General features: G+C 44.4%; 9 protein-coding genes. 3 read left to right on the forward strand and 6 right to left on the reverse strand.

The genetic code is table 11. The features are described from left to right. Positions 1-52: 52 nt before the first annotated feature. The 3 genes from nhaA to ACAY30_RS07940 all read right to left on the reverse strand — a co-directional run bounded on the left by nhaA (position 53) and on the right by ACAY30_RS07940 (position 5,189). Positions 53-1,267 carry a Na+/H+ antiporter NhaA gene (nhaA, locus tag ACAY30_RS07930; protein WP_290249983.1) on the reverse strand — a complete coding sequence of 405 codons (1,215 nt, stop codon included), beginning with the start codon at positions 1,265-1,267 and terminating at the stop codon, positions 53-55. 216 nt (positions 1,268-1,483) lie between these two features. Next, positions 1,484-2,662 carry a cystathionine beta-lyase gene (locus ACAY30_RS07935; protein ID WP_290249985.1) on the reverse strand — a complete coding sequence of 393 codons (1,179 nt, stop codon included), beginning with the start codon at positions 2,660-2,662 and terminating at the stop codon, positions 1,484-1,486. A gap of 133 nt (positions 2,663-2,795) precedes the next feature. After that, a complete protein-coding gene (locus tag ACAY30_RS07940; protein WP_290249987.1) occupies positions 2,796-5,189 on the reverse strand; it encodes a DNA polymerase II in 2,394 nt (797 codons plus the stop codon). Between the two features lie 81 nt (positions 5,190-5,270). On the opposite strand from ACAY30_RS07940, the gene dinG reads away from it, so the two are divergent. Next, positions 5,271-7,367, forward strand: coding sequence for an ATP-dependent DNA helicase DinG (dinG, locus tag ACAY30_RS07945; protein ID WP_290249989.1), 2,097 nt, complete (start codon positions 5,271-5,273; stop codon positions 7,365-7,367). A gap of 45 nt (positions 7,368-7,412) precedes the next feature. On the opposite strand, the gene ACAY30_RS07950 is transcribed toward dinG, so the two are convergent. Both ACAY30_RS07950 and queE read right to left on the reverse strand, forming a co-directional pair. Further along, on the reverse strand, positions 7,413-8,219 hold the full coding sequence (locus ACAY30_RS07950) for a sulfite exporter TauE/SafE family protein (RefSeq protein ID WP_290249991.1): 807 nt from the start codon (positions 8,217-8,219) through the stop codon (positions 7,413-7,415). A gap of 69 nt (positions 8,220-8,288) precedes the next feature. After that, a complete protein-coding gene (gene queE / locus ACAY30_RS07955) occupies positions 8,289-8,960 on the reverse strand; it encodes a 7-carboxy-7-deazaguanine synthase QueE (protein ID WP_290249993.1) in 672 nt (223 codons plus the stop codon). 96 nt (positions 8,961-9,056) lie between these two features. On the opposite strand from queE, the gene queC reads away from it, so the two are divergent. Next, positions 9,057-9,725, forward strand: coding sequence for a 7-cyano-7-deazaguanine synthase QueC (gene queC / locus ACAY30_RS07960; RefSeq protein WP_290249995.1), 669 nt, complete (start codon positions 9,057-9,059; stop codon positions 9,723-9,725). 10 nt (positions 9,726-9,735) lie between these two features. On the opposite strand, the gene ACAY30_RS07965 is transcribed toward queC, so the two are convergent. Beyond that, entirely contained in the window at positions 9,736-12,171 is a 2,436-nt protein-coding gene (locus tag ACAY30_RS07965; protein WP_290249997.1) for a bifunctional diguanylate cyclase/phosphodiesterase, read from the reverse strand. A 1,130-nt stretch (positions 12,172-13,301) separates the two neighbouring features. Between ACAY30_RS07965 and ACAY30_RS07970 the strand changes: the two genes are divergently transcribed. Next, positions 13,302-13,508: a hypothetical protein gene (locus ACAY30_RS07970; protein WP_290249999.1), complete on the forward strand. Its 207-nt coding sequence runs from the start codon at positions 13,302-13,304 to the stop codon at positions 13,506-13,508. Positions 13,509-13,535 lie beyond the last annotated feature (27 nt).

Consider the following 13,535-nt stretch of genomic DNA (forward strand, 5'->3'; position numbering starts at 1 on the left):
GGTTTTTTAACTTGTTTATTGATCAAAACACGTGTTAATTCGCATTTTAATTTTACGGCTTTTGCACTTCATTATCTTGAACATCGTCTTTGTGTTTGGGCAATGAATAGCGCAACACAAAGAAACCGATAAAACCAGAGATTAGCGAGCCAATGACGATACCTATGCGCTCGTCAAAAATCTGATTCGCATAGCTGCCCTCAAAGGTGAGAGAGCCGATAAATAAACTCATGGTAAAACCAATGCCACACAAGGCAGATGTACCGTATAAGGTTTTAAAGCTCATCCCTGCGGGCAGCTCAGTAAGCTTGGCTTTGATTGCCAAGTAGCAAAATCCAAACACCCCGATTTGTTTACCCACTAATAAGCCTAAAGCGATTCCCAACGGCACCGGGTGCAGTAAATCATCGACCGACATCCCGGATAAATTTAAACCGGCATTGGCAAATGCAAAAACAGGTAGAACAAAAAACGCAACCACAGAGTGTAAGTCATGCTCCAACGATTTTAATGGTGAGTAATCTGGGTTGGTTTTTGAGCGCATCGGAATAAATAAGGCGACCAACACGCCAGACAAGGTCGCGTGAACACCGGATTTCAACATCGCAACCCACATAATAATGCCGATCATCATGTAAAGGCTTCGCGCCTCTACTTTGCGATGATTCATCCACCAAAGTATCGGAATACACGATGCGACAACAACCAAGGATGCAAATGAAATATTGTCGGTGTAAAAACAGGCGATAATAATAATGGCGCCAATATCGTCGAAAATAGCCAGTGACGTTAAGAAGATTTTCACCGTTGCAGGTACTCGAGAGCCCAACAACATTAACACGCCTAGCGCAAACGCGATATCGGTCGCTGCAGGAATTGCCCACCCTTTTGCGTATTCTGGATTGTCATAGTTAAAGTACGCATAAACTAACGCAGGGATGAGCATACCACCAATAGCGCCGATCCCCGGTAAAACGATATTTTTCGGGTCTTTGAGTTCGCCTTCGCGCAGTTCGCGCTTCAGTTCAAGACCTACGAGAAAGAAGAACACCGCCATTAAACCATCGTTAATCCAAAGCAACAGTGGTTTAGCAACCTCTAGTGGTCCGACTTTAACGGCAACGGGTGTGCTCAAGAACAAATCATAGTAGACCGATAATGACGTATTGGCAAAAATCATCGCGAGTACCGCAGCCATCATTAAGATAATGCCGCCTGATGATTCCAGTTTAAAAAAGCCTACAATAAAATTAGGTTCAGTTTTCATATAACTCCTGTCGAATAACTACCGAATATAACGCGACGCCTGTAGTTAGAAATAAGAATAGCGTTAACAATACGCATCGTCCCTGCACTTCGATTTGCGCGAAACTCACATATCATCTATTTATTCATCGCGTCCTCTAAGATATACATTTACCCATTGAACTTGCAAGTAAAACCGTATCTCGAGCGTCCTGTTGTGACAATATTTAACCAATCATTACTGCTGTTCGTTGTAACGAGCTAAGCCCGCTTGCAAGTCAGCGATTAAATCGTCGACATCTTCTAAACCTATGTGCAAGCGCACCAATGGGCCTTGATATGGCCAATGGGTAACGGTGCGTTGTGATGCCACGTTGCGATTGGCGAGAATAAGACTTTCGAATCCGCCCCATGAAAAGCCCATTTTAAAATGCACCATGGAGTCGAGCATCGCTGTTAATGCTCGTGGACTAGACGGCTTTAAGATAAATGAAAACAAGCCATTACCGCCTAAAAAATCGCGTTTGAAGAACTCGTGACCGGGACACGACTCTAACGCAGGATGCAAAACAGCTTCCACTTCTGGCCGCTCTGCTAACCAACGAGCGACAGTCAGTGATGAGCGTTGATGCTGCTTAAGGCGCACGCCAATGGTGCGCAAACCGCGCAATGCTAAATAACTATCATCTGGCGACGCACACTGTCCCAACAGGTAGGAATTTTCGCGCAGTGTTGGCCAACAACGAGCATTAGCCGTGGCGGTCCCTAGCATACAATCTGAATGTCCGGCGACGTATTTGGTTGCCGCTTGCACTGAAACATCAACGCCATAGGTAAATGGCTGAAAGTGAATTGGCGATGCCCAAGTATTGTCTAAAACGATCACCACATCGCTATTTTTTTGACGCGCTGAATGACAAATACCCGGTACATCTTGTACTTCCATGGTTAAACTACCGGGAGACTCTAAAAATATCACCGACGTATTATCCCGCATTAATGCCTCGATACCTGAGCCTATCATCGGATCGTAGTAGGTAACTGAAACGCCCATGCGCGACAAAGTCTTATCACAAAAGTCACGCGTTGGCTCATACACAGTATCCACCACCAATACGTGGTCGCCCGCTTTGACAAACGACAACATAGCACTGGTTATCGCTGCCGTGCCACAAGGATAAACATAACACCCTTTTGCACCTTCTAGTTCGCTCATCGCATCGGCAAAGGCAAATGTCGTCGGTGTTCCTCGACGACCGTAAAAAGGCACTTGATTGGCGCGATTCGCCGCGGCGTGCTGCATCTCGCTTACCGAGTCAAAAAGTACCGTTGAAGCGCGCACAACCGGAGGATTGACCACACCATTCGTCCATTTCGCGCTTCGCCCTGCACGCACTATTTTGGTATCTTTTTTCATAGAGCCCTCGTTTATTGTTCTAACACACCTCGCCTAGCCAACACGCCCGTAAAAATGGGTAACCAGCTACTGAGTAAATAGAAATCTAGCCATCTAAATAGTTATACCTAATTACCTGTAAAAAGGCACGCTTTTAAAACAACTGTAATTGATCATCGATGATTTTATTAAAATTTTTACCAATAAACGGTAATATGCCATCGGCGACAGCCGCTAACTGACGCTCGATATAAACAGGGTAATCGATGTCACTGCGCAGATATTCTACCGCTTGGGGCCCCTCTTTGGTGTACGCGTATTCAATCCAACTTTTGTGCTGATAACGAAGTGGTTTACCCCGTCGTTCATTTTGTAAATCTGCATCGCGAGCTGCCTTTACGTGCGGTGGCACATTCTTTTGATAGAGACTTAATTGTTGACGAATTCGCTTGCGAAAAATAAGTTTATCGTCAAATTCACCTCGCAAAGTGCGTTCCACTATGTCGCGAATATAAGCGTCGACCGGTTCGCCTTTAAACACCTTTAAATATAACGAGCGCTGAAATTCTTTGGCAAGTTCCGTCCAGTCGGTACGCACACTCTCTAAGCCTTTAAAAATAAGCCGTTCACTTGTACCGCGTCCCACTAAGCCTGCATAGCGCTTTTTAGTACCGATATCTTGTCCGCGCACAGTGGGCATTAAAAACGTGTGAAAATGAGTTTCAAATTCAATTTCCAACGCTGATTCAATGGCAAATTTCTGCTGTAAATACTCTGCCATATTGGCATTGACCAAGGTGACCATTTGTTGCCCTATCTGCTGACTTTGCTGATCGCTCTTGTCCTCGCCAATACTGACAAAGATTGAATCGGTATCGCCGTAAATCACCTGATAACCTTGGTTTTCAATCCACTGTTTGGTTAAATTTAACAGCTGATGGGAACGTTTGGTAATCGCCCCGGATAAACGCGGATCAAAAAAACGACACCCTGTTGAGCCCAATACCCCGTAAAAGCTGTTCATAATAATTTTGATCGCTTGTGATAACGGGGCATTTTTCTGCGCTTTTGCTTTATCCCGCTCGCGCCACAGGCGCTCGATAATAGTAGGTAAAAAGTGTTTTTTCCTAGAAAACCACGCGCCGTCAAAGCCCTCAATCACCTCGTCATCAAGGTTTTGTAAGTGGTCTTTGATGCCCTCAACCATGCCCATAGGATCTATTTTAAAGGTTCGAATAATACTGGGGTACAGGCTCTTAAAATCGAGTACTAACACGTTTTTGTACAGCCCAGGAACGGAGTCCATAACAAAACCGCCGGGCGAAACCAAATCGCGTTCCCCATCACCCATATTAGGAGCAATGTATCCAGCGCGATGCAATTTAGGTAAGTATAAGTTGGTAAATGCAGCAACACTGCCACCAATGCGATCTAGTTCCAAACCGGTTAACTGACTGCGCAACACCGCGTAGTTGAGTAATTGGGTTTTCTCAAAAATCAGCCAGACTAAACGACAATCTTCTAAATTGTACTCGGCTAATGCCTGCTTGTGGTAAAGAAACTTTCGGGTGATTTCCGCCCCGCGGTTGTCAACATCGTCGATGGCCTTACCAATACCGAGTAATTCTTGAGCCACATTTTCTAACGCAAAACTGGTAAAGCTGTACGTTGCCGAGCGCAACATATCAATGCCATCGATCACAACGCGCCCAGCAATATCAATAAAGTGTTGTTCATTGGCAAGGCGATTGGCTCGCCAACTTGGCGGACTGGCATCGCGTCCAATAGAAAACTTAATATTGTTTAAATCATAGCGTTTTTGCAGTAATTTAAAGTCAAAATTAATGACGTTCCAGCCGATTAATATATCGGGGTTGAGCTCATTAATCAGGTCAATAAAACGCATTAATAAGTCGTATTCATCCTCGACCCATTCGATGTAACTCTCGGCATTGGGCTCGGGCTCACCGATCATTAACACTCGCTTGATAGCCTGTTGGCTGTTGTCTTGTGCGTACGCACCAATTGAATAGAGCTCGCCGTCAAATGAACATTCAATATCGATTGAAAGCATTGTCAACGCCGGCGAATACGCTGAACGTCTGAGTTTCGCTTGTTTTACTTGCTCAAAACCATGCGCATTAGAACGCTGACCGATAAACTCGGCAGCTCCGTTAATAAAGCGTTCACTGAGATAGCGATCCTCTGGCCGAATATCGTCCTCATAGCACTTTATCATCGCCTGTTTGAGGATATCTCTGGCGCGGTAAAACGCCGATAACGAGCTGAAGTAAAAACCGACGACAGCATCTTGCTCAAAGGTTCGCAGCTCGAGCGGTTTGCTTAAAAATGATATATGCGCTTGTTTTAAATGACGAACAGCTTCATCAGCGCTGTTTGCTTCAACAAAAAAAATGGCTTTTTCATCATCAATGATAAGCTTGGCCGGACCCTCGTTGGTTTGCAGCCAATAAATTAACTGTAGCTTATTCGCGACATCGCGACTTTGGCGTGTTAAAACAAAACCTTTTTTTATTGAATCGACCATTATTTAGGTGTAATTGCAGACAAACCTGTTAATATATACAGCAGTATATTAAAGACCCGTGCCAATGGAAACCGTTATTTTATGCTAGGTGACAAAACCAAGGAGTCAATTCGCTCCGCTTATAAGCGAATTGGTGAAAGCCTCGAAAACTTTAGTCCGCGCAAAGAGCAAGCGTATTTAATTGCTGAAATCGCTAAAACGATTGCCGGCGAATACGATCGAAATACTCGGCACATAGTCATTGAAGCAGGTACTGGTACGGGCAAATCGCTGGCCTATTGCTTGGGCAGTATTCCCATTGCCCTAAAACGCAAAAAGAAAGTCATCATTTCAACGGCTACCGTGGCATTACAAGAGCAGCTAGTAAACAAAGATTTGCCATTCTTATTGCGACACTCTGGTCTTGCCTTCGAATTTTGTTTGGTAAAAGGTAGACAGCGCTACGTTTGCGCCCAACGCTTAGCCTTGGCTAATCACACTCACAGTGACAGTGACAGTGACATAGAGCAAGTTGCACTGTTTGAGCGCAAACCGACAAAACACGATACGCAATTACTCAAACGCATGCACAAAGCATTAGTTGATGGCAAATGGCAAGGTGACCGCGATTCGTGGCCAACTCCAATAGCCAACGATATTTGGCAATATATTCAAAGCGATAAACACAGCTGTTTACGTCATCTCGATGAACACGCACAGTGTCCATTTCATCGCGCGCGAGATTATATGGACAACGCCAATGTCTTGGTGGTCAATCACAGTCTATTACTAGCAGACCTAGAACTCGGTGGTGGAAAGATTCTCACCGAGCCCGAAGATACCATTTACATCATCGACGAAGCGCACCATTTACCTGATATTACCCGCGATCACGCCAGTGCGATGGCCACTGTTAAGGGTGCCGTTGAGTGGTTACAACGCCTAGCTCCAACAGCAGATAGAATCAACAAGCTAGCAACGACAGACCGGACGATTTCGCCGGCGTTAAAAGTAGCCGACCTAAGTGAAGAAATCATCACTGAACTGCGCCGGGTTAATGAATATTTTGACGCCAACCAAAATGTGTTTTTTGGCGAAGACAAGCAATACCGATTTGAAAATGGCGTGGTAAGCGATGAACTGCGTCATTTTGGTGAAGACATCGCCAATGCCAGTAAAAAGTGCTTTTCTGAATTAAACAAACTCTACAATACCCTGCTCGAGGAAGTTAAAGACGGCAATGTTCAAATGTACAAGGCCGAACCGTTACTTGCCGAAGCAGGCTTTGAAATTCAACGCGTAGAAAACCTCGAAAAGATATGGTCAATGTATGCCAAACAAGACAGCGAAAAAGCCGCACCTCTGGCGCGTTGGATTGAAAAAACAACAGGTAAGCGCGACGACTACTTAGTCAGCGCCTCCCCTATTGATGTCGGCTTTATGTTGCAAGATAACCTATGGGATAAATGCGATGCTGCGGTGTTGTGCTCAGCGACGCTTTGTGCGTTAAATTCATTCGATCACTTTCGCCGCCAAGTGGGCTTAGGTAACGATGACGGGACACAATATAAAAAGCTCAATTCACCGTTTGATTATCAACAAAACGCGGTGTTAACGATACCCAAAATGCAACACGAGCCCAATGTCAGTGAACCGTTTACTCTAGAGTTGATTAGCAAACTGCCATCACTACTTCGAGAAAACCAAGCAAATCTCGTACTCTTTTCTTCGTATTGGCAAATGGAGGCGGTCGCCAACGCGTTGCGCGAAAAACCCCAGTACAAAACCATTCAAGTACAAGGCGAGCAATCAAGGCAGGCCATACTCAATCTGCACAAAGAGCGCTGTGACCAAGGTAAAACAAGTATCATTTTCGGCAGTCAAAGTTTCAGCGAAGGTTTAGATTTACCGGGAAAATACTTAACTAATTTAATCATTACCAAATTGCCGTTCTCCGTGCCAACCTCACCAGTTGACCAAGCACATGCCGAATATATAAAGCACAAAGGGGGCAACCCATTCATGCTTCTTAGCGTGCCTGATGCGTCAAAAAAATTGGTTCAATCGTGTGGTCGTTTACTTCGCAATGAAAAAGATACCGGAATGATCACCATTTTAGATCGACGCTTAGTGAGCAAACGCTACGGCAAAGACCTGTTGGACTCGTTACCACCGTATCGCCTAAACATCGAGTATTAACCGTTAATTCGACAGAGTATTTGGATGTGATTACGCATTAAACACTTATGCCGAGCCAATCACTGTGCGGATCATATTCAGTGAAATAAACACAACAAAAACGGCAAATAACTTCTTTAATACCGTGACCGACAAGGTGTGTGCGAGTTTGACCCCAACAGGTGCGCTAAAAAAACTAGTCACTGCTATCAATGCCACCGCCGGCCAATAAACAAAGCCGGTGGTATACATCATATCGTTGCTTGCTAGGCCATTGATAACGTACCCTAAGGTGCCCGCTAACGCTATCGGGAAGCCACAGGCCGCCGACGTGCCTATAGCTTGGGTAATCGGTATGTTGCGAGCGCTCAAATAGGGCACCGTCAGTGTACCACCGCCAATAGAGACTAAAGCCGAAATTGCGCCAATCCCAGAGCCCACCAAGGTCAGTGTTGCGGGAGAGCCTACGTTTGCTCCTGCTTTGGCTGGCTTATTGATAAACAAGCCCATCGCGACATAACTCATAAACACGGCAAAAAATATCGCTAAATACAGCGATGGAATTTGTGCCGCGATAAACGTCGCGGCAAATGTTCCAACTAAAATTCCAGGTACCATATAGCCCACAATCGGCCAACGCACGGAGCCTCGTCGATGATGAGCCCAAAATGACGATAACGACGTGAGAATAATGCACGCCATTGAGGTACCCAAAGCAAGGTGTACCACCTTGTTTGATGGCAATTCCATCGCCATGAACACCGCGGTCAGAGCAGGCACCAACAGCGCGCCCCCACCAATACCAAGTAATCCCGAAAGGACGCCAACAACAGCGCCTAGCAATAGCAGAAGCAATAAAAAGTCAATCGTCACACTCGGTCCTTATGATTATTATTATGATCGATATCTTGTGCGCTAACCGGTACCTACATGCCTTTACGGTTATTCTATGCCAATGTACTTGTGTACTTGTACCGATAGTCGCCAATTGTTAGCAATACATGTCTCTATTGCTAATTTGGTAGCTCGCTCCTTTTGGCTAATCGGTTGCAAATACACAGGGGTGTCGGTTACTTTACATTGGCTCAGTAAAGCTTTGAGTTCGTCAACGTGTTGCTCTGTGGCAACCGGATGTTTTATCTCATTGGCGCGTTGCATCGCCGTTGATAACACCTTGTAACCACCGCGCATATTCACTTTCGGTGATACCGTCACCCAACAATCTGCCGTCGTCAGAATTTCAAAGGTACCCGAGGTTTCAATTTGAGTCGAATAGCCATGTTGTTCAAATAATTGACACAAGTCTGTTAAATCGTACATGCATGGCTCACCACCGGTAATGACAATATGGCGCGCTTGAAAACCTTGTGATTGTACAGTGCGTAAAATTTGATCCGCGTCCAATTCAGTCCATTCATCGGTTTCTGCGGTTTTCGTTAATACCGCATTGGTGCTTACTTGTGATTCTAAGTTTATCTCCCAAGTGTGTTTAGTATCACACCAACTACAGCCAACGGGACATCCCTGTAGTCGAATAAAAATAGATGGCTGACCGGTAAAAGAGCCTTCACCCTGAATGGTTTCAAACAATTCGTTAATTTTGTATTGGGTCATAATAAACTTTGGTACCAGAGGATTTTCGAGTAAAATTATAGTTTTAAGCAGAGATACGTTTAGTATACCTCATCTTATCAAACAAAAGGCTGAAAAATGTCAGAAATCACTGCAAATAAAGTTGTCGTCATCTATTCAGGTGGTATGGATTCATTCACCGTATTAAATAAGGCGTTGCGCGATGGCAAGCAGGTATATGCCCTCACCTTTGACTACGGGCAAAAGCACGTTAAGGAGATAGATTTTGCCGCCAAGGTGTGTGCTGAATTGTCTATTGAACACAAGGTGATTGATATCACCGCCATTAACCAATTACTTAGTGGTTCATCACTCACCGATGACATCGACATTCCCGAAGGTCATTACGAAGAAGAGAGTATGAAATCAACGGTGGTACCGAACCGCAATATGATTTTGTTGTCATTGGCCGTCGGTTACGCCGTATCGGTTGGCGCAAGTCAAGTGTATTACGGCGCTCATTCCGGCGATCACGCTATCTATCCCGATTGTCGGCCTGAATTTGTTGAAAAGATGAATGATGTTTGTCAAATCGCCAACTACCAAGCCGTAGAAATTTACAGTCCATACCTTAGAGACAGTAAAATTGACATTCTCACTGATGGCTTAAAGATGGGATTAGACTACAGCAAAACATGGACTTGTTATAACGGTCGTGACAAAGCTTGCGGTAAGTGCGGTGCCTGCCAAGAGCGCCTAGAGGCATTCGCTAAAAACAACGCCACAGACCCGCTGTTATACGAGTAACAGGCCTCATTTAGCCAACGCTGGCGTTGCGCACCGTTGCAGCGGGCAAGGTAAAATCTTGAGGCTGTCTGGTTCTGGAATTGTTCGCTGTGATATGCTGCTTGGCCGATAGTTTTTTACGCGGTTGTTTGCTGTTTTGGGTGAAATACCCCTTAGAACGACGCAACCAGCGAGCAAACTCCTGGGCAGGCATCGGACGGCTAATAAAGTAGCCTTGTGCTTTTTCACAATGGTGCTCTAGTAGCCATTTAAGCGTTTCTTCATCTTCAACGCCTTCAGCGACAACAACCAGGCCCAATTTGTGAGCCAACTCCAAGGTCGAACGGACAATCATTTGATCGGTGCTGTCACTGACCACATTATGGATGAAGCAACGATCGATTTTTAACTCCTCCACCGTCAAACTTTTCAGCTTAGCCAGTGATGAATACCCGGTGCCGTAATCGTCAATAGATAGGCAAATGCCTTGCTCTTTTAGCAATTGGATATTCTCCATGGCGTTTGAATTTTCATCGATAAAGGCGTTTTCGGTGATTTCTAAAATCAACGCACTAGCAAGATTATTCTGATTAATGACAATGTCGATCAACTCATCGCAAAAATCCCGATCAACCAGATTACAAGGGGATATATTGACGCTGATTTTAATATCTAGCCCTTGTTTACGCCAGCCCAAGTATTGGGCAATCGCATGTTTGACCACCCATATGCTCAGCGCCTTCATTTGACCGGTTTGTTCGATATTGTGCATAAAGCGATCGGGTTTTAACAAACCGTGTACCGGATGTTGCCAACGAACTAGCGCTTCGACTTCATCAATGCGGTTATCGGCCAAATTTAACTTGGGTTGAAAATGTAACACAAATTCATCGCTTTCGAGTGCTGGCTTGACGCGACTGAGTAGTTGCAGTCTGTCTAGGGTATTTAAATCTATTTGATCATCGTAAATTTGGTAAGGAACATTCATCCGTTTAGCCAGTTGCATCGCCGAGTCCACTTCTTTGAGGATCTGACCGGCATTAACCTGACCTTTTGCCACCGTAACACCGGCATGCGCTTGAATATGTAGAGCAATGTTTTGCACCACAAACGATGCTTCAACTTTGCGAATTAACTTGTTAATACAAGGCTCGATTTGACTGGACTGACAGTTTGGAAACACCACGATAAAGCCATTACCAGAGGTTTTATAAAGCGGAACATGCAATTGCTTTAAGCGATGAGCCACTTCACAAATCACTTCATCCCCGACCTTATGCCCCAAGGTATCATTGATTTGTGACAACCGACAGATACTAATTTGGCTGACTACCAAAGCGCCCTGTTCGCTTTTCATATCGCGATAAAACTGATTGCGATTGGGTATTTGGGTCAAATGGTCGTAATAGGCTTGGCGCGATATTTCTCGTTCGCGTTGATGAATTGCGTTTTGCATCGTGTCGAGTTGCTTAGCCAGTAAGTTGAGTTCTTTACTTTTTCCGACATCGACGTGACTTTCGTACTCACCCTTAGCAATTGCCTTGCTAAAACGCAGTAAGCGGGTCAACGGTTGCGTAACAATAATTGCGATATAGTAGGCTGCTACTAACGATAATGCGCACATAACGAGGATCATCAGTATCAACCCCGCGCTGTCTTTGCTCACTGCGCCAATTAAACTGGCTCGGGTACGATAGGTTGTTACAATAAGCGAGCTTTCATTGACATTCCCCAACGGATAACTCGAATACACCAAATCGTAGTCATCGACATGCGCTATTGGCGCGAACCCCTCTAGCCGCCTGTTGCCTCGTTCACTTTTTGCGATCCAACGCCACTGACCATGCTCTACCATGCCAATACCGACGTGAAAGCTGATTAGTTTTTCGAGTTCATCAACTAATCGTTGGTCAATTTTATAGCCAAAACTGACGTAACCGATCAGCTTGCCTTGATCATTAACTGGCGATAACACTAACTGGTACAGATTGTCCTGATACAGCCAAAAGTGAGTTTGGCTTTGCTGACTTAACCAGTTTCGATGTTCAAACTGCTCACCGATTTGTTGGCCCAATACTGTTTTGGCTTGTTCGCCTTGAGCATCTGTTGTTAACAGTTGGCCAATAACCCGCGCATTGCCATCTAGCGCCATAGCAATATCAGCTTCGATGCGCTGACGGTGATTATCGAGGGACAGTAAAATGCGACGCTCATCCGCAGAAAATGCATTTTTTAGATCCGAATCTTTAGCGACTGTTTCAGCAAACGCCAAAGTGTAATAACTGCGATTTTCCAGTTCGTTTTGTAGCAGTGTTTCGGCTCTGAGAAGTTGTAACTTAAGTTGTTGCTCTTCTAGGCGTTTATTCGCTAGATAGGTGGTATACAAAGAAACCCCTTGCACGGTTAACAAAAGTACCACCACTAAAAACACGATATTTTTGCGAAGACTGTCGAATTGCAATGCCATAACGTTAGGCCCCTTCCTTATCGTGTGCTAACTCCTTTAGCGAGGTTGTTACTCGGCAAAGACGGATAACGTGCGCGCGTTGGCTTAAAGCAAACCACACGGTAACGCCGATGGCTAAAGAGAAGCGAATTATGGACCAACAGTAATTAGAGGAACGAGCAGGCAAACGATAATTGTTTAACCAGTTGAAATGAAATAAGCGAGCATCAATAAAATCGGTTGTCAGGATTTGGTGCGACAAACGAATACAGCAAAAGCAACCCAGTTCAATATCTCTATTGACAGGTTGATCATTGTCATTGTCGATTACTTTCGTCGTTACCAAGCCTATCGCATAATTTTTTTGTTTTTGCGCATAGGAGGCAGTATTAAGACGCTGCACCCAAACCTCGTTTTTTTTATTATCAGGGGCTATTGTGGCTCATCATTATGGCATCAAGCGTTTGATACTTGTCGTAAATTGGGTCGTGCTTAAGGTTTTACCCGTTGTTCGCATCCAAATTTTCTAGCACGTTGTCTATATTTACGCCTTGAAAAAACAACCCTAAAGTGAACATAAAATAACCAATGTAAAACTAAGCTTAGGATCAAAATAAAAAAAAACAAAAAAAAAATTCAATTATTTCATTATTTTAATCTTCCGGTTAACTTATATCTGTCATTTTGTATAACCATACGCGAGTTGCTTTAAGACGAGGTAAATCGTGTGTAAATCATGTAGAATTGGCGTTTTGTATCGCCATCAAGCTAGGTGGTGTATGACACGCAGCTTTTTAGTTTAGAGCTCTGTTAGTGTGTTCTGAAAACGCTTTGATAACACCAACGCCTGCCTATTGCCAATTGCCAATTGCAGGCGTTTATCATTGCAATGGAGTACTTGGTGATGGGAGAATAATGGCTACGGTTCTCGGTTGTTTAGCTAGGTGATTTATATTTTGTTAACAGTATCAAACGCTAAGCTACCTGCACAGGAAAAAACGCTAATGCCATTTTGCAACTAGGCAGATCAATCTTCAAAAGCAAGCGAACAATTGGCCGACAAAAATCGTTGTCAACACTGATAAATACGGGCTGTAACGCAATTTGTGACCTATACTCAACAATGGCTCAGAAAGTTTTTTGGAGGGCTTATGGCATCGGTTTGGCGTCATCACGCAAAGCATTTACAACACTTACTCGCTGACAAAGATGAACTGCAAGCTCATCTATATTTGGAACAATTGATGCTTTTCCCCGTCGATATACAAGACCAGATCATCAATGACATTGCCAATCTGCCAACGTGTAGCAGCAAAGACATTGCTGAGATCATTACCTTTTATTCAAACAGAGTATAAGTAACGAACCGACTATCCAACGGCGCA

The organism is Thalassotalea ponticola (assembly GCF_041379045.1).
GTDB lineage: Bacteria > Pseudomonadota > Gammaproteobacteria > Enterobacterales > Alteromonadaceae > Thalassotalea_A > Thalassotalea_A ponticola.